14 protein-coding genes are annotated in these 16,373 nt (G+C 71.4%); 8 read left to right on the top strand and 6 right to left on the bottom strand.

What is annotated here, in order from left to right; genetic code table 11:
* Nucleotides 1-32 precede the first annotated feature (32 nt).
* Both AB0F88_RS35560 and AB0F88_RS35555 read left to right on the top strand, forming a co-directional pair.
* On the top strand, nucleotides 33-617 hold the full coding sequence (locus AB0F88_RS35560; protein WP_362695031.1) for a TetR/AcrR family transcriptional regulator: 585 nt from the start codon (nucleotides 33-35) through the stop codon (nucleotides 615-617).
* Nucleotides 614-2,086 (top strand): MFS transporter, encoded by a 1,473-nt coding sequence (locus tag AB0F88_RS35555; protein ID WP_362694638.1) that lies wholly within the window; start codon nucleotides 614-616, stop codon nucleotides 2,084-2,086. The genes AB0F88_RS35560 and AB0F88_RS35555 overlap by 4 nt, the downstream gene beginning before the upstream one ends.
* 95 nt (nucleotides 2,087-2,181) lie before the next feature.
* Here AB0F88_RS35555 and AB0F88_RS35550 read toward each other — a convergent pair whose 3' ends face one another.
* Together AB0F88_RS35550 and AB0F88_RS35545 are read right to left on the bottom strand one after the other, a co-directional pair.
* The gene (locus AB0F88_RS35550) at nucleotides 2,182-2,745 is read right to left on the bottom strand and encodes a dihydrofolate reductase family protein (protein ID WP_362694635.1); all 564 of its coding nucleotides are present in this window, start codon (nucleotides 2,743-2,745) and stop codon (nucleotides 2,182-2,184) included.
* A gap of 247 nt (nucleotides 2,746-2,992) precedes the next feature.
* Nucleotides 2,993-3,145 carry a hypothetical protein gene (locus tag AB0F88_RS35545; protein WP_362694632.1) on the bottom strand — a complete coding sequence of 51 codons (153 nt, stop codon included), beginning with the start codon at nucleotides 3,143-3,145 and terminating at the stop codon, nucleotides 2,993-2,995.
* Between the two features lie 371 nt (nucleotides 3,146-3,516).
* On the opposite strand from AB0F88_RS35545, the gene AB0F88_RS35540 reads away from it, so the two are divergent.
* Nucleotides 3,517-3,936: a DUF3592 domain-containing protein gene (locus AB0F88_RS35540; RefSeq protein WP_362694629.1), complete on the top strand. Its 420-nt coding sequence runs from the start codon at nucleotides 3,517-3,519 to the stop codon at nucleotides 3,934-3,936.
* Nucleotides 3,937-3,995: 59 nt separating this feature from the next.
* Here the strand turns inward: AB0F88_RS35540 and AB0F88_RS35535 are convergent, their stop codons facing one another.
* From AB0F88_RS35535 to AB0F88_RS35520, 4 genes are all read right to left on the bottom strand, one after another.
* Nucleotides 3,996-4,817 carry a phosphoenolpyruvate hydrolase family protein gene (locus tag AB0F88_RS35535; RefSeq protein WP_362694626.1) on the bottom strand — a complete coding sequence of 274 codons (822 nt, stop codon included), beginning with the start codon at nucleotides 4,815-4,817 and terminating at the stop codon, nucleotides 3,996-3,998.
* Nucleotides 4,814-6,034, bottom strand: coding sequence for a Tm-1-like ATP-binding domain-containing protein (locus AB0F88_RS35530; protein ID WP_362694623.1), 1,221 nt, complete (start codon nucleotides 6,032-6,034; stop codon nucleotides 4,814-4,816). Before AB0F88_RS35530 ends, AB0F88_RS35535 begins: the two co-directional genes overlap by 4 nt.
* A gap of 311 nt (nucleotides 6,035-6,345) precedes the next feature.
* On the bottom strand, nucleotides 6,346-6,705 hold the full coding sequence (locus AB0F88_RS35525; RefSeq protein ID WP_362694620.1) for a PRC-barrel domain containing protein: 360 nt from the start codon (nucleotides 6,703-6,705) through the stop codon (nucleotides 6,346-6,348).
* A gap of 963 nt (nucleotides 6,706-7,668) precedes the next feature.
* Nucleotides 7,669-7,887 (bottom strand): hypothetical protein, encoded by a 219-nt coding sequence (locus AB0F88_RS35520; protein ID WP_362694617.1) that lies wholly within the window; start codon nucleotides 7,885-7,887, stop codon nucleotides 7,669-7,671.
* Nucleotides 7,888-8,437: 550 nt separating this feature from the next.
* On the opposite strand from AB0F88_RS35520, the gene AB0F88_RS35515 reads away from it, so the two are divergent.
* The 5 genes from AB0F88_RS35515 to AB0F88_RS35495 all read left to right on the top strand — a co-directional run bounded on the left by AB0F88_RS35515 (nucleotide 8,438) and on the right by AB0F88_RS35495 (nucleotide 16,363).
* Nucleotides 8,438-9,763: a cellulose binding domain-containing protein gene (locus AB0F88_RS35515; protein WP_362694614.1), complete on the top strand. Its 1,326-nt coding sequence runs from the start codon at nucleotides 8,438-8,440 to the stop codon at nucleotides 9,761-9,763.
* Between the two features lie 367 nt (nucleotides 9,764-10,130).
* The gene (locus AB0F88_RS35510) at nucleotides 10,131-11,183 is read left to right on the top strand and encodes a ketoacyl-ACP synthase III family protein (RefSeq protein ID WP_362694611.1); all 1,053 of its coding nucleotides are present in this window, start codon (nucleotides 10,131-10,133) and stop codon (nucleotides 11,181-11,183) included.
* Nucleotides 11,180-11,455 carry a phosphopantetheine-binding protein gene (locus tag AB0F88_RS35505; protein WP_362694608.1) on the top strand — a complete coding sequence of 92 codons (276 nt, stop codon included), beginning with the start codon at nucleotides 11,180-11,182 and terminating at the stop codon, nucleotides 11,453-11,455. Before AB0F88_RS35510 ends, AB0F88_RS35505 begins: the two co-directional genes overlap by 4 nt.
* Before the next feature lie 19 nt (nucleotides 11,456-11,474).
* The gene (locus AB0F88_RS35500; protein ID WP_362694605.1) at nucleotides 11,475-12,518 is read left to right on the top strand and encodes a ketoacyl-ACP synthase III family protein; all 1,044 of its coding nucleotides are present in this window, start codon (nucleotides 11,475-11,477) and stop codon (nucleotides 12,516-12,518) included.
* Between the two features lie 47 nt (nucleotides 12,519-12,565).
* Nucleotides 12,566-16,363: a beta-ketoacyl synthase N-terminal-like domain-containing protein gene (locus AB0F88_RS35495; RefSeq protein WP_362694602.1), complete on the top strand. Its 3,798-nt coding sequence runs from the start codon at nucleotides 12,566-12,568 to the stop codon at nucleotides 16,361-16,363.
* Nucleotides 16,364-16,373: the final 10 nt, after the last annotated feature.

The following is a 16,373-nucleotide window of genomic DNA, read 5'->3' as shown; positions in this document are numbered from 1 at the left end:
ACGCTGTCTACCCACTTTGGTAGACAGTGTCTATGCGCGAGGAGGACGCCGGGCTGCGTGCCCGCCTGATAGAGGTCGGCGTGGATCTGGTGACCCGCGAGGGGACGCGGGCGCTGTCACTGCGTGAGATCGCCCGTCGGGCCGGAGTCTCGCACGGCGCACCGCGCCGCTATTTCCCCACCCACCTGGAACTGCTCTCCGCCATCGCGCGGGAGGGCTTCGCGGCCCTGGGCACCGAGGTCGCCCGGGCGCTGGGCGACGGCCGGGCGGACCCGCGCGCGCAGTTGACGACGCTGGGCCGGGCATATCTCGGCTTCGCGCTGGCCAACCGCGGCATGTACGAGCTGATGTTCCGCCACGACCTGCTCGAGAGCAACCGTCTGGGCCTGCGGGAAGCCAGCCTGCCGCTGTTCCACGTCGTGGTGGATCTGCTGACCCGGGCAGGCCTGCGGCCGGGCGTGGACCCGCGGATCGCCGCGGGCGCGCTGTGGGCGAACGCGCACGGCATCGCCCAGCTGTGGGCCTGGGGCAGCCTGCAACTGACCACCGGATCGACCGAGCTCGAGTCGCTGCTGCGGGCCACGCTGGAGGCGCACCTCGGGCCGGAACCGCGGTGAGGCCGGGACGCCACCGCCGTCTCACGCTGGCCGGCAGCGTCACGGGGGCGGTCATCGTCGCCCTCGACGGAACCGTGCTCACCATCGCCCAGCCCGCCGTGCAACGGGACCTGCACGCCTCGTTCGCGCAGGTCCAGTGGACCAGCACCGGCTACCTCATCGCCGTGGCCGCCCTGCTCGTCCTCGCAGGCAGGCTCGCCGACCGCTACGGTCACCGGGAGGTCTTCGCCGCCGGGACCCTGGGCTTCGCCGCCACCTCGATGGCGATCGCGCTGGCGCCCGGCATCGGCTGGGTCATCGGCCTGCGCGTCGCCCAAGGACTTTTCGGCGCGCTGCTGCAACCGGCCACCCTCGGGATGCTCCGCTCCGCGTTCCCGCCCGACCGGCTCCCGATGGCCATCGCGGTGCGCAACAGCGCCATCGGCCTGGCGGCCGCCGCCGGCCCGCTCCTCGGCGGCGCGCTGACCGCCCACTTCGGCTGGCGTTCGGTGTTCCTCCTGAACGTCGCCCCCGCGCTCGCGATCGGCGTGGCAGCCCTGGCCGTCCGCGTGCCGGCACCGCGCGACACCGGTGTGGGCCCCGGTCCCGGCGCCGGGACCGGGACCGGCCGGCTCGGCCTGACCGGCGCCTGCCTGCTGGCCGCGGCCCTGGCGTGCCTGGTCCACACCCTGGTGGAGGCACCTCACACGGGATGGACCGCGGGCACCGCGCTCAGCCTGACCGCAGCCGTCGCGGCGGGCGGCGCGTTCGTCCGGCACCAGCGGATCGCCGCCCACCCGCTGATACCCCGGCACGTGCTCGCGTCGGGGACGCTGACCGCGGCGCTGGCCGTCCTGGTGACGACCGCCGCGGCGATGTTCGGGGCACTGTTCGTCGGCAGCTACTTCCTGCAGGAGGTCCTGGCGCTCGACCCGCTGCAGGCCGGGCTGCGCATGCTGCCGCCGGCGGTGATGATGGTGGTCGGCGCGCCGGTCGCCGCCGTGCTGCTGCGCCGGCAGGGTCCCCGCCGGACGGCCCTGGCGGCGGTTGCCCTGGTCGGCTCGGGAATGCTGCTGCTGGCCGGTGCAGACCGGTCGGCGGCCTCACCGGTGATGACGGGGGCGTTCCTCATGCTGGGCGCCGGCTTCGGCACGGTGATGGTCACGGCGACGGCCGTCGTCGTGCAGCAGGCATCCGCCGACGACGCGGGGGTGTCCGGCGGGCTGAAGCAGACCGTCATGAACATCGGCCCGGCGCTGGGCATCGCCCTGGCCACCACGTCGATCACGCTCATCGCGCCCGGCCTGGCCGCCGGACAAGCCGGTGGCGGGGGGCCGCGGTGGACGGCCGCGGCCTTCGGCGGCGCGATGGGGCCCACGCTGCTGCTTCTCGCCGCCGTCGCCGCGCTCGGCGTCCCGGCGGCGGCCAGACTGCCCTCTCACGCCGCCGCCGACCCGGTATCGCCGCCCGGCAGCGGCGGCGGACGGTGAGGAGGGCGTGCGCCGGCGGTTCCTCCCCATCGTCGCCGTAGTGGTCGCGGACCGGACACGTACGGCGCGAACACCGAACGTGGTGACGCTCGCGGTTACGGTTTGACCGGCCGGTACCGCACACTCAGCTCGGCCGTGGGGTCGCCGGCGCCGACCCGGTGGAGGTAGTGCGGCCGGCCACCGGGGAGGTCCAGCAGCCGGATGCCGTCGCCGAGCAGCACGGGCGCGATGTGCAGGTGGATCTCGTCGAGCAGGCCGCGTTCGAGAAGCTGGCCACCGATCGTCGGCGAGAGCACCTCGACGTTCCCGCCGCCGGCCGCGGCCAGCGCGATCCGTACCGCCTCGGCCACGTCACAGTTCAGGAATGTGACGCCGTCGGCGGGCTTGGCGTCCTCCGGGTGGTGGGTGAGCACGAAGATGGGTCCGGTCCAGGCGCCGCCGTAGACGCCGTGGGGATCAGGGAAGTGGTCCCAGCCGCGCCGGCCGCCCAGGACCGCGCCGGTGGTCTCGACGTACTCCTCGATCAGGCCCGGCTGGGGCGAGATGCCGGTCATCATCCAGTCCATCTCGTGGTCGGGCCCGGCCACGAACCCGTCCAGGGACATGGTGAAGTGCCAGAGCACCTTGCCGTTCGCGGTCTGCGGTTCGATGTCGTTCACTGCTGTCTCCTCTGCCGGCTGATTGCCTCGTGCGGTATTGAGACGGCATCCACCGCGAAATCTCATCGGTCCGGGGCAGGGAAGAGCCGGACGACGGGAACCGGGCTTCGTCCCACGCCCGATCCCCGGGTCACCGCCCCGCGTTCCCGGTTCGGGTCGATCCGCGGACCCGCGTCGTCAATCGCTGCCGCGCGAGTCGTGCTCTAACGTGGGGGGTCTTCCTCGGTCAGACGCCGCCGGAATGCCGTCATCGCCGGTCGGCCTGGCGGAGCATCGCGTCCGTTTCGGGGTCGGGCATGAGCTCCCGGACCTCTTGCGCGCAGCGGCAGGCGACGGCGATCTTGGCGGCCCACGCCAGTGCCTCTTCGCGGGAGGCCACGTCCCCGTGGAGAGAGCTCATCCAGCAGGATCCGGTAGAGCCGGTAGAGCCGGTAGAGCCGGTAGAGCTTGGCCCGGACCCAGGCGGCGCTCCGTTCGGTGAAGCGGCGCATCGACCGGCCGCCGAATGGGTCACCCTCCGAGGGGGTGCGTGCCCCGGCCACCGCGGAAGATCAAGGGCCTTGGTCAGGCAATGGGAACCAGTCGTCGCTCCCGGTTCGTTCCAGCACCATGAAGAGGCGTGCACGCCCGAGAAGGAAACGCCGCAGAAGCGGTGAACCGGTACCGCAGGGTCATCGAGACGACCGGGCCGAGGATTCACAACCTTCACCTTCTCTGCGGCCTTCGGCGGGGAGATCGCGTCGCCGCGCCGGCTGGGCCCTGCTCGGCGCGGTGGTGCTCGGGCTGCTCGCCACCAGCCAGGTCCTCGCGAACCACTTCCTGGATCGTGACGGCGTGGTGGTCTCGGCGACGGTCTCGTCGGTTCATACGAAGCGCTACGCCCCTGACACGGCCACGGTGACTTTCAGCACGCGTGAGAATCGCAAGGTGACCACCACTTTGGGCAGCGTGGGAGGTGAGGTCGAGGTCGGCGACGAAATACCGGTCCTCTACGATCCGTCTCGCCCGGCCGAGAACGTGGTGCAGGTCGGGAACGAAACAGATCTCGCTCTGCAGTTCGGCATAGGTGCTCTTGCCTGCGCCGTGTACAGCGTGATCAGTATGCGCCGAGCGATCCTGCGTCCTGACGATCGGCGCGGTCCCGCCGGGTCACCTGATGAACGTCCCAGGTGGATCACCCGTGCCCCTTGACGAGACAGGGGATCCATCCGCATCGAAACGGTGGCCGACCCGGCGGAGGGCTTCCGTGGTTAGAACGTCAGCGACTTGAAGGCACGCGCCTGCTCGGTGATGGCGCGCTCCGTCGGCAGGCGCTCCACCGACGACGCGCCGAAGAAGCCCACCACGCCCTCCGTACGACTCAGCACGTAAGCCGCGTCCTCCGGCTCGGCGATGGGACCACCGTGGCAGAGCACGAGGATGTCGGGGCGGACGGCCACCGCGGCGTCGCGCATCGCCTGGACCCGCTCGACCGCCTCGTCCAGCGACAGCGCGGTGCCCGCGCCGATGCTGCCCTTGGTGGTGAGCCCGACGTGCGGGACGAGGACGTCGGCGCCCGCCTCGGCCATGGCCCGGGCCTGGGCGGGGTCGAAGACGTAGGGGGCGGTGACCAGGTCGCGCTCGCGCGCCAGCCTGATCATCTCGACCTCCAGGTCGTAGCCCATCCCGGTCTCCTCCAGGTTCTGCCGGAAGACCCCGTCGTACAGGCCGACGGTCGGGAAGTTCTGCACCCCGGCGAAGCCCATGGCCGCGAGCTGGTCGAGGAACCTGGGCATCAGCCGGAACGGGTCGGTGCCGCACACCCCGGCGAGCACCGGGGTGTCCCTGACGACGGGAAGCACCTCGGCCGCCATCTCCACGACGATCTGGTTGGCGTCACCGTACGGCAGCAGCCCGGCGAGCGAGCCCCGGCCCGCCATCCGGTAGCGGCCGGAGTTGTAGATGATGATCAGGTCGACGCCGCCCTCCTCGGCGCATTTGGCGGACAGCCCGGTGCCGGCGCCCGCGCCGATGACCGGCCGGTTCCCGGCGACGGTACGGCGCAGCCTGGCGAGGACGTCCCCCCGGTTCACGCCGCTTCCCTCGCGGCGATCATCAGGTGCAGCCGGTCGGCCATGGCGCGGCCGAAAGCGGGGTCGTTGACGTGCAGGTCCAGCTCCTCGACCTCGACGGCCGAGCCGCGCAGTCCTTCGTCCAGGGCGTCGAAGCAGGACTCGTCGGCCTTGGGATCGTGGAAGGGCGCCCCCTCGGCGTCGAGGGCGGAGACGCCGCGGCGCGGGACGAACAGCACGGTCGGGCCGGTGGCCGAGCTCAGCTTGGCGGCCATCCGGCGGCCGAGCTCGCCCATCTCCTCGGCCGTGGTCCGCATCAGGGTCACGGCCGGGTTGTGGACGTACAGCAGGCGGTCGCCGAAGGGCCCGGGAACGGTGTCGCGGGGACCGAAGTTGACCATGTCCAGCGCGCCGGGGGCGACCACCTGGGGCACGCCGCGCGCTCCGGCCGCGGTCAGCCGGTCGGGGCCGGCCGACAGGACCCCGCCGACCAGGTCGTCGGCGAGTTCGGTGGTGGTGAGGTCGAGCACGCCCGAGATCAGGCCGCTCCGGACCAGCGACTCCAGGGCCCGCCCGCCGGATCCGGTGGCGTGGAAGACCAGCACCTCGTAGCCGAGCTCGTCCAGCCGTTGCCTGGCGGCGTCGACCGCCGGCGTGGTCGCGCCGAACATCGACGCGGCCACGAGCGGGCGGCCGTCCTCGACGACCGGGGACGGGATGCTCACCATGCCGGCCATGGCCGCCGCGGCGTTGCCGAGGACGCGCGCGGAGACGCGGTTGATCCCGGCGAGGTCGACGACGCTGTACATCAGCGTGACGTCCTTGGTGCCCACGTAGGGGGACACGTCGCCGGAGGCCATGGTCGAGACGATGAGCTTGGGCAGCCCGATCGGCAGGTCCCTGACGGCCCGCGCCGCGATCGAGGACCCGCCGCTGCCGCCCACCGCGAGCACGCCGTCGAGGCGGCCCTGGGCGTACAGCTCGGCGAGGACGGCGGCGGCGCCCTCGCCCATCGCCGTGACGGCCGCTCCCCGGTCACCGGTCGCGCGCAGCGTCGCGACGTCGGCCCCGGCCGCCAGCGCGACCCGGTCGTTGCCGACGTCGGCGGGCACCCGCGCCTCACCGATGCCCGCGTCGACCAGGACGACGTCACAGTCGAGGGCGAGCAGCCGGTCATGGAGCCAGGCGTACTCCCATCCCTTGGTGTCCAGCGTTCCCACCAGGCCTATCGTCGGCATCTCGCGCCACGCCTCTCTGCTCGCGGACCTTCTTCGCCACGTCGATCGTGTTGACCGTCCCAAAAGACATGCGCCGGACCCGATGGACGATCCCCGCGGGCGGGAGACCCGTTCCGGTTCCCGCCCCGGGAGGCCTCGTGGTCCGCGAACCGTGTCCCCGTCGCCGGCCGGCGACGCGACCGCCGGACGGGAGGGCCCGGTGGCGGGCGGGCTCTCCCCTGCGCTGTGCCGTCTCGTCGCCGTGTGCTGTGTGGTGGTGTGGTGCCCTCTCGTCGCCGTACCGGCCAGAGGGCGGCGGAGAACCGTACCGGTCAGAGGACGGCGGAGAAGGTGCCGTAGTAACCGCCCAGCTCCTGGCGGTAGACGCTCTGCCGGTATGTCGCCGCGTCGTACTCCGGCGCGTCCTGGATCTCCTGCTTGGTCCGCGAGATGTACACCTTGCGCTCCTCGCGGTCGATCCGGGTCACCGTGCTGGCCGGGAGCACGACCTTCCTGCCGGAGAGCCAGGAGCCGACGTCGGCCACGACGTAGCTGTCGTCGGTCACGTTGCTCTCCTCCTCCACCAGACCGACCTTGCCGTCGACGGCCTCCACGTCGAAGCCGATGACGCTCATCGTCTCGTCGGGACCGTAAACGCCCTCGCGATAGCTCCACAGTCCTTCGCTCGTCATGTGCGGGCTCTCCTCGTCGCGATGTGTGTGGCCCCCCGCCTACCCGTGGCGGCCGAGGTAAACGGTGCATCGGATGGCCGTCTTGCGCCAGGAGGCGGGCCGTACAGCGGGCGAAACCGTGCAACATCGCCTCGTCGATGTACTCGTCCGAGGTCGGATCCGCGTCCGCATCGGGCCGGGTACGGATGGGGGTGGAGCCCGTCCAGCCGTCCCAGCCCGTGTCGGACGATCCGGATCCGTCGACGGCCATGGCACTCCCTTGAGAGGACGACGGGATATATACGCCGATCATGGCGTACAAGGCCGACAGATTCGATTGATGGCTCGAAGATCGCGACAAGGGGGTGGCGCCCGGCGAACATGGTCATACCGGGCAGTGAAAGGTCGAGCGGAGTCAGCGAAAAGCTCGCGAACCCGCTGGCACGGGAGCGCAGCCGTGAACAGCGGATGTCATCACCCGCCGCCGGGGACGCACCCGAAAGTCGCGCCGACCGGCAGGCTCGGCGACGATGCGCACGGCAACGCCCGGCACCTGCCGCGCCCACGGCGCCGGACGGCCGGCGAAGCCCCGATCGGCGAGCATCACCCGGCAGCGACCGCTCGAGCGCGGCTGCGCCGGCGTCGTGGTGGCCCCGGCACGATCCCGCACATTGGCCGGACACATTGGCCGGACGCCACCATCACCGCCGGCGGCAGCGGCCCGAGCGCGCCGGTGACCGCGAACCGCCTGCGACCGCCGGTCTTCTCGCTCGCGTCATGACCTCCGCTGTCGGTCCCGGCGTATCGGTGGTGCCGGCGCCCTTGACGCTTCGGGAACCCGGCACCGCGGCCGGCGACCCGGCCCCGGAGCCGGTCCTCCCGCGAACCCTCCGACGCGGCACGTCCACGGCCCGCCGGGACGGGAAGCCGGAGCCGGGGGCGCGCGTTTCACGGGGTCACGCGTAGAGGGTTACGCGCAGAAGGTCACGCGTAGAGGAAGTAGTAGCGGTACCGGCTCTCCCACTTGCATGAATAGTCGTCCCACCAGCCCTGGGCGATGCCGTGGGTTCCGATCCGCTCGCATTCCGAGTGGTCCCTGAAGACTCCGGCCAGGCTCTCGGCGTGCGCCGGGGTGGCGCCGATCGTCAGCGACGCTCCGAGGATCACGACGGCCGAGACGAGAACAGCGCGTACCTTTCGCATTCGTCCTCCTGTGACTGTGAAGATCATAAAGGTGGACATTATCACTCACCGAGCGCCAGGAATATTGTCATGTCCGAATCAGTCATGGGAAAGAGCCGAAACTTCCGGCAGCATTTTCGCCAGGTGCGCGCGCTTCACGGGTATTCGCCGTCGGTAAAGCCGGTATCACCTCCCGGATCGCCCGTTCCCGGGGATCCCGGCCGTCGTCCAATTCCAGACGCGGAGGCCGCGAAAGGCCTCGCAGGCGCGTATCCGACCGCCTGTGCATGCCATGGATGATCTGTAGCGCCTTCGTACCACATGATCCATAAAGTACGATTTATGTCGCTTTTTCGGTTCGGCGAAAAATACATGCAGAAAACTTTGACCATCGTCACTTACGTGTCATATCGTCGCCCCGCCCATATCGATGTAAGTCGCACCACTCGAGCAGGACGTTGTTCTCGCAGGCGCTACGGCCGACGTGCCGATCGCGGCCACCCCGGCACGGGAGAAGACACGGACGGTCACCGGGGAAGCGGCGATCATCCGACCCGACCGGAGTCGCACCATGCAAGTTCAAATCCGCAGGGCCATGATTGTCGGCATGGCGATGGCCGTGCTGGCCGCAGTCGGCCTGTCACCGGCCGCCGCGCCACCGGCTCACGCCATGCAGGTGATCACTGACATCGCTTACGCGCCCGCACAACCGGCCGGCAGCAGGGGGCATCTGCTGGACCTCCACCTGCCGTCCACCGGCATCACGCCCCGGCCGCTGATCATCTGGCACACCGGCTCGGCGTGGACGAGCGACGACGGCAAGGCCGGCGCGGACGCCATCGCGAGCATCTTCAACCCCCTGGGCTTCGCCGTGGCCGGCGTCAGCGTCCGGTCCAGCGCCCAGGCGATCTTCCCGGCGCAGGTGCACGACATCAAGGCGGCCATCCGCTGGCTGCGCGCGAACGCCGCCACCTACAACCTCGACCCCAATCGCTTCGCGATCATGGGCGACTCCTCGGGGGGCTGGCTGACGGAGATGGCCACCCTGTCCGGCGGCGTGGCGGCGATGGAGGGCACCGTCGGCACGACCGGCGTCTCCAGCGCCGTGCAGGTGGGGCTCGCCTTCTACAGCCCGACCGACTTCCTGCAGATGAACGCGCAGAACCTGCCGACCGGCGGGCTCGACCACAACTCTCCCGCCTCCCCGGAGTCCCTCCTGGTCGGCTGCCCGATCCAGACCTGCCCGGCCACGGTGGCCCAGGCCAATCCGATGACCTACGTCGACGCCAACGACCCGCCGCTGCTGTTCCTGCACGGCCAGGCCGACTTCCTGGTGCCGCACGGGCAGAGCGTCCTGCTCTACAACAGGATCAAGGCCCAGTGCGGCGACGCCACGTTCGTCTCGGTACCCGCCGCGGACCACATGATGGTCCAGATCATGGACCCCGCCCAGTACGGCCTGCAGACCGTCCGCACCACCACCGACTGCGGCGAGACCGTCGGCACCGGCACGCTGAACCCCACCTGGGCCAACTTCGCGAACTTCCTGCGCGGCGGGCTCAAGATGGGCACCTCCTGCGAGGTCACCTACGCGGCCACCGGGGCCTGGAACGGGGCCTTCAACGGCAACGTGGCCGTCAGGAACACCGGCACGACCCCCGTCGACGACTGGACCCTGACGTGGGCCTGGTCGGGAAACCAGCAGATCACGACCGCCTGGAACGCCGCGGTGACCCAGGCCGGCACCCAGGTGACCGCCCGCGACGTCGGCAGTAACTCCTTCATCGGCCCCGGCTCCAGCCAGAGCTTCGGATTCACGGCGACCGTCACCGGGACGAACGCCATTCCGGCCCAGTTCAAACTCAACAACACCGTCTGCACGAGAGTCCCCGCCTGAGACGACGCCGGGCCCGAGCCGAACGGCGACGGCCCGGCACCGTTCTCCCGTCGTCCGGATTATGAAAGTTTCATTCGGAGAAACCGCGGCCTGGAGCGGAAAGGTGCGTTTCCAAAGCCAAACACGTTCCGTCGGATCCCGATCACGGAATGTCGCCGACCGGATTGCTCTCGTTCATATTGCTTTACCCGACGGGCCGCCCCTATTCTTGCCCCTGACGGCCCGCCGGCCCATTTTCCGTTGTTTTCATCGACCGGCCGCGGGTCGCTTGATATCCCGGCGCCCGAGCTAAATCGGATAAGCCGCCTTTTCGCTGCCCGAAGACCGTTGTCCGGGACCGTCGATGAGTTGATGAGTTAGGGGACGTGTGCGTACATCCAACATGTTCGTCAGGAGTCTCGGCGTCTACGTGCCCGACAGCGTGAGCGTCGAGCAGGCGGTTCGTGAGGGCTGGTACCCACCCGAGGAGGCCGAGAGGTTCCAGCAGATCGGCGCGGCGGTGGCCGGCGACATGCCCGCGCCCGAGATGGCGCGGCTCGCGGTCCTGGACGCGTACGACCGCTGGGGCGAGTCCTCCCCGCGCGATCTCGACCTCCTGCTCTACCCGTCGGTCTGGCACCAGGGCCCGAACGGCTGGCAGCCCCAGCACTACCTGCAGATGCACCTCCTCGGCGGGAACGTGCCGGCGTTCGAGATCCGGAGCGGCTGCGTGGGGATGATCAGCTCGCTCGAACTGGCGGCGAGCTACCTGCAGGCCGACGCGAACCGGGAGACGGCGATGGTCGTCTCCTCGGACAACCACGGCACCCCGCTGGTGGACCGCTGGCGGATGACCCCCGGGGCGCTGATCGGCGACGCCGCGGCCGCTCTCCTCCTCGGCAAGGGGTACGGCATGGCCGAGCTCCTGTCGGTGAACGCGACGGTGATCCCGGAGGCCGACGCGGTCAACGACGGCGCCTACCCCCTGTTCCCCCCGGACGCCACCGTCGGCAGGGGGCTGAGCTTCGGGGACCGGCACGAGGAGTTCCGCCAGAGGCTGCTCGAGGCACATGGGACCGGGATCCACCTGACGATCCAGAAAACGATGATGCAGCAGGTCGAGCGGACCCTGGACGAGGCCGGGATCGGGCTCGCCGACATCACGCGGGTGGCGCTGCCGCACGGCCGCCGCGAGGACCTGGACGGGCAGATGTCCTGGCTGGGCATCGACGAGGACCAGACGACCTGGGACTACGGGAGGCGGGTGGGCCACTGCGGCGCGGTGGACCAGTTCATCGCCTTCGAGCATCTGCTCGCGACCGGCGGGCTCGTGGCCGGCGACCACCTGCTCATGGTCGGGTTCGGCTCCGGGACGTCCGTCGCCGCGGCGGCGTTCAGGATCCTCTCCCCCTCCCCCGTCACGGAAGGGGCCCGCGCATGACCGAGCTCACGCACACGCGCACGACCGAGCTCACGCGAAGGCTGGTCGACTTCATCCAGGAGAACCTCGTCCTGGACGGCGACGACATCAAGGTCGACGAGACGACCCCGCTCCTGCTGTCGGGTCTCCTGGACTCCCTGCGGACGGCGCGGCTGCTGAACTTCCTCCGCAAGGACGTCGGCGTCCCGATCCCCGCCGCGAGGCTCGACCCCGAGAACTTCCGGGACGTCGTGACCATCGTGGCGATGGTCAGAGAACTCGAATCCGTCTAGCCGGGGCGAGGGCAGAGTCATGCGGTTGACGGACACGTACATCAGCGGAGTGGGAGCGTTCCTCCCCCGGACCGTCGTCAGCGTCGAGAAAGCCGTCGCCAAGGGCTGGTACCCGGCGGAGGAGGCCGAGCTGCACAACCTGGCCGGGGCGGTGGTGGCCGGTGACGTACCGGCTCCGGAGATGGCCCTGCACGCGGCGCGGAGCGCGCTCAAGCGCAGCGGGCGGGCGCCGGCCGACCTGGATCTCCTCCTGTACGCCTCGACCTGGCACCAGGGGCCGGACGGCTGGCCCCCGCACTCCTACCTGCAGCGTCATCTCGTCGGCGGGAACGTCCTGGCCACCGAGATCCGGCAGGGCTGCAACGGGATGTTCATCGGCCTGGAACTCGCGGCCGGCCACCTGGACGCCGCTCCCGGCCGGCAGGCCGCCCTGCTGGTCGCCGCCGACAACTACGGCACCCCGCTGATGGACCGGTGGCGGATGGGCCCCGGCTACGTCGGCGGGGACGCCGCGAGCGCGCTCGTGCTCACCAGGGGGACGGGTTTCGCGCGCCTGACGTCGGTCTGCACGACGACGGTGACCGAGGCCGAGGAACTGCACCGGGGCAGCGAGCCCCTGTTCCCCCCGGGCGTCACGGTCGGGCGCAAGATGAGCTTCGCGGCCAGGAACGAGCAGTTCCGCCAGCAGGTCATGTCCAAGGGCGAGGCCACCGCGGCGCTGTTCAAGATCCAGCGGGCGTTGATGGAGGTCGTCGAGCGGACGCTGGCCGAGAGCGGGATCGAGGCCGGCGATCTCACCCGGGTGGCGTTCATGAACTACTCGGAGGAGATCGTCGAACAGCGGTGCATGGCCATGCTCGACCTGCCCATGTCCCGCTCGACCTGGGACTACGGCCGCACCATCGGCCACTGCGGGGCCAGCGACCAGGTCCTTTCCCTCGACCACCTGCTCCTGACCGGGCGGCTGGGCCCCGGCGACCACATGCTGATGCTCGGCACCGGGCCGGGAGTGACCGTCTCCGGCGCCGTGATCAAAATCATCGACAATCCTCAGTGGGCTTGACCGAAGGGAAACGAGAGCAGATGGCCGACAGCCCGCGCGGAGTCCGGGTGGAACCAGTGGCGGTGGTCGGGATCGGATGCCGCCTTCCCGGCGACGCCCGCTCACCGGACGAGTTCTGGGACCTGCTGTGCGCCGGCCGGAACACGACCCGGCCGCTACCCGCCGAACGCTGGCGCCGGTACGAGAACCGGAGCCCCGAGTACGCCGCCGCGCTGCGCGACGCCGTGCGTCACGGCAGCTTCCTGAGCGACATCGAGGGCTTCGACGCGGAGTTCTTCGGCCTGTCGCCCCGCGAGGCCGAGCTGATGGACCCGCAGCAGCGGATCCTGATGGAGACCGCGTGGGAGGCCCTGGAGCACGCCGGCCTGCCGCCGCACCGGCTGGCCGGCACCGACGCCGGGGTGTTCATGGGAGTCTGCACCGCCGACTACGGGGGCCGCCTCCTGGAGGACCTGCCCCAGATCGAGGCGTGGACCGGGATCGGCGCCGCGACCTGCGCCGTCGCCAACCGCATCTCCTACTCCCTGGACCTGCGCGGGCCCAGCATGGCGATCGACACCGCCTGCTCGGCGTCGCTGGTCGCGCTGCACCTGGCCGCGCAGAGCCTGCGGCTCGGCGAGAACGACGTCGCCCTCGCCGGCGGCGTCAACCTGCTCGTCACCCCGGGCCAGACCCTCACGCTCGGCACGGCCGGAGCCCTCGCCCCCGACGGGCGGTCCAAGTCGTTCGACGCGTCGGCCGACGGCTACGGGCGCGGCGAGGGCTGCGGCGTGGTCGTGCTCAAGCGGCTGTCCGACGCGCGGCGCGACGGCGACCGGATCCTCGCGCTCGTCGTCGGCAGCGCCGTGAACCAGGACGGGCACACCAACGGCATCATGGCGCCGTGCGGGGAGGCCCAGGAACACGTGATGGCCCGCGCCTGCCGGCAGGCGGGCGTCGAGCCGTCCACCGTCGACTACGTCGAGGCGCACGGCACCGGGACCCGGCTCGGCGACCCGCTCGAAGTGGGAGCGCTCTCCTCCGTGTACGGCACGGGGCGGCCCCCCGGCGACCCGTGCCTCATCGGCTCGGTCAAGTCCAACATCGGTCACCTCGAAGGCGCCGCCGGCATCGCCGGCGTCATCAAGGCGGTGCTCACCCTCCACCGCGGCGAGATCCCCCCGAGCGTGCTGACCAGCCTGAACCCGGCCATCCCGTGGGAGACCTCGGGCCTGCGCGTGGTGACCGAACAGTCGGCCTGGCCCGAGCGCGACCACCCCCGCCGGGCGGGCGTCTCCAGCTTCGGGTACGGCGGCACGGTCGCGCACATCGTGCTCGAGCAGGCTCCCGCCACTCAGGAGGTACCCGCGGGAGAGGTGACGGGAGAGCGGCTGTTCCCGCTGTCGGCCGCGTCGGAGCAGGCCCTGCGGCAGTACGCGGGCAAGCTCGCCGATCACCTCGGCGACGGGCTCGACCTGGCGTCGGCGGGGCACACGCTGGCGCTGCGGCGCACCCATCTGGCCCGTCGCGCCGTCGTGGTCGGGGCGGACGCGGGCGAGCTGGCGGCCGGCCTGCGCAGGCTCGCGGAGGACGTGCCGGGCGAGGCCGTCATCACCGGTGACGTGCTGCCCGAGCCCGGCCCGGGGCCGGTCTGGGTCTTCTCCGGGCAGGGCTGCCAGTGGCGCGGGATGGGGCGGGAGCTGCTCGCCGTGCCGGAGTTCGCGTCCCTGGTCGACGAGGTGGAGCCGATCTTCGCCGAGGAGATCGGCTTCTCCCCCCGGCGGGTCCTGGCCGACGGCGATCTCGACACCATCGACCGCGTGCAGACCATGATCTTCGTGATGCAGCTGGGCCTCGCCAGGCTCTGGAACGCGTACGGGGTCACGCCAAAGGCCGTCATCGGCCACTCCGTCGGCGAGCTCGCGGCGGCGGTGACGGCCGGCGCGATGAGCGTCGCCGACGGCGCCCGCCTGATCTGCCGCCGCTCCCGGCTGCTGCGCCGGGCCGAGGGCAGGGGGGCCATGGTGATGGTCGACCTGTCCTTCGAGGAGGCGGCGCAGAGGCTGGCCGGCCGCAGCGACCTGGTGGCCGCGATCGCGTCGGCCCCCGGCTCCACCGTGCTGTCCGGCGACGTCGCCGCGGTCGAGGAGGTGGTGAACGAGTGGCCGGTCGAGGGCATCGTGGTGCGGCGGGTGGCGTCGGACGTCGCCTTCCACAGCCCGCACATGGATTCTCTCGCCGTCGAGCTGGCCGCCGCCGTCGCCGATCTCTCGTTCGGGGCGCCGCGCATCCCCATGTACACGACCGCGCTGGCGGACCCCCGGTCGGCGCCCGTCCTGGACGGCGCGTACTGGGCGGCGAACCTCCGCGACCCCGTGCGGCTGGTCGCGGCGACGACGGCCGCGGCGCGGGACGGCCACCGCGTGTTCCTGGAGATCTCCCCCCACCCCGTGGTCGCGCACTCGGTGACCGAGACGCTCTCGGAGAACGGGTTCGAGGACGTGTTCGTCGGCACGTCACTGCGCCGCAACCAGCCGGAGCCGCTGACCTTCCTCGTCGCGCTGGGCACCGCGCACTGTCACGGCGTCGAGGTGGACTGGAGCCGGCTGCAGCCGTCCGGCGGCCTGGCCGACCTGCCGCCGTACGCCTGGCAGCACCGCCGTCACTGGCGCGAATCGTACGCCGAGGACGGCAACCGGGGGCACGACGTGCACTCCCACACCCTGCTCGGAGCCGGGAGCGGCCTCGCGGGCAGCCGGACCAGGGTGTGGCGGACCAGCGTGCAGGACGCCGACCGGCCCTACCCGGGCAGCCACACCCTCAACGGGGTCGAGATCGTGCCCGCCGCCGTGCTGGTCAACACGTTCCTGCACGCGGTCGAGGACGAGGACGTCACGCTCACCGACGTGGAGATGATGCATCCGCTGATGACCGCGGAGCGCAGGCAGGTCCAGGTCGTGCACGAGCCTCCGGCGGTACGGCTCGCGGCCCGTACCCCGGCCGGCCCCGACGAGCCAGAACCCGCCTGGCTGGTGCACGTCACCGCGGACGTGGCCGCTCCGGGCCAGGTGAAACCCGACGTGCTGCCGGACGCCGGCGCTCTCACCCCGATCGATCCCGGGTTCGTGCACAAGCGGCTGGCCGGCGTCGGCGTGCCCTCGACGGGTTTCGACTGGACGATCGAGACGCTGCTGGGCGGGGACGGCGCGCTGCGGGCCACCGTCCACACAGCCCGCACCGCCCCCACCGGGGAACCGGGAAGCTGGGCGCCGGCGCTGGACGCGGCGATGTCCGTGGCGCCCTGCGTGTTCCCCGGCGATCCGGTGCTGCGCATGGTCGTGCACATCGACGAGGTGGTGCTGACCGGCACGCCGCCCTCGACGGTGATCATCGACGCGGCCGTGGACCCGGCCGCCGACGACACCGTCCGGGCGCTCCTGGCCGACGTGGACGGCCGGGTGGTGGGACACCTCACGGGACTCCGCTATCCGGTGATCGACGCGCCCGCCCCGGCCGAGGAGGATCTCCTGGGACCCGCGGAGGCGTTCGCCGGCCTGGCGCCCGAGGACCTGCGCGAGCGCGTCCTGCCCGAGGTCCGCGCGGAGATCGCGGCCGTGATGAGGCTGGCCCCCGAGGACCTGGCGACCCGGCGTCCCCTCGTCGAGCAGGGGCTGGACTCGGTGATGACCGTCATGGTCCGGCGGCGCCTGGAGAAGCGCTTCGGCCGCCGTCTCCCCGCGACCCTGCTGTGGCAGCAGCCCACCATCTCCGCGATCGCGGACCACCTGGCGGAACTTCTCGCGGCTCCGAGACCGGACGCGGCGGCGGAGACCGTTCCCGAGAGCGCACCCGCGATCGGGGGCTGAGGCCGCCGGC

It is taken from the genome of Streptosporangium sp. NPDC023963 (genome assembly GCF_040639135.1).
In the GTDB taxonomy this organism is placed as follows: domain Bacteria; phylum Actinomycetota; class Actinomycetes; order Streptosporangiales; family Streptosporangiaceae; genus Streptosporangium.
This window is presented reverse-complemented; position numbering and strand designations above follow the sequence as displayed.

Bases quoted from the DNA above. Each gene is read 5' to 3' on its own strand.
- AB0F88_RS35560 (WP_362695031.1), top strand. From the start codon at position 33: ATGCGCGAGGAGGACGCCGGGCTGCGTGCCCGCCTGATAGAGGTCGGC.
- AB0F88_RS35545 (WP_362694632.1), bottom strand. From the start codon at position 3,145: ATGAGCTCTCTCCACGGGGACGTGGCCTCCCGCGAAGAGGCACTGGCG.
- AB0F88_RS35530 (WP_362694623.1), bottom strand. From the start codon at position 6,034: ATGCCGACGATAGGCCTGGTGGGAACGCTGGACACCAAGGGATGGGAG.
- AB0F88_RS35525 (WP_362694620.1), bottom strand. From the start codon at position 6,705: ATGACGAGCGAAGGACTGTGGAGCTATCGCGAGGGCGTTTACGGTCCC.
- AB0F88_RS35520 (WP_362694617.1), bottom strand. From the start codon at position 7,887: ATGCGAAAGGTACGCGCTGTTCTCGTCTCGGCCGTCGTGATCCTCGGA.
- AB0F88_RS35515 (WP_362694614.1), top strand. From the start codon at position 8,438: ATGCAAGTTCAAATCCGCAGGGCCATGATTGTCGGCATGGCGATGGCC.
- AB0F88_RS35505 (WP_362694608.1), top strand. From the start codon at position 11,180: ATGACCGAGCTCACGCACACGCGCACGACCGAGCTCACGCGAAGGCTG.
- AB0F88_RS35500 (WP_362694605.1), top strand. From the start codon at position 11,475: ATGCGGTTGACGGACACGTACATCAGCGGAGTGGGAGCGTTCCTCCCC.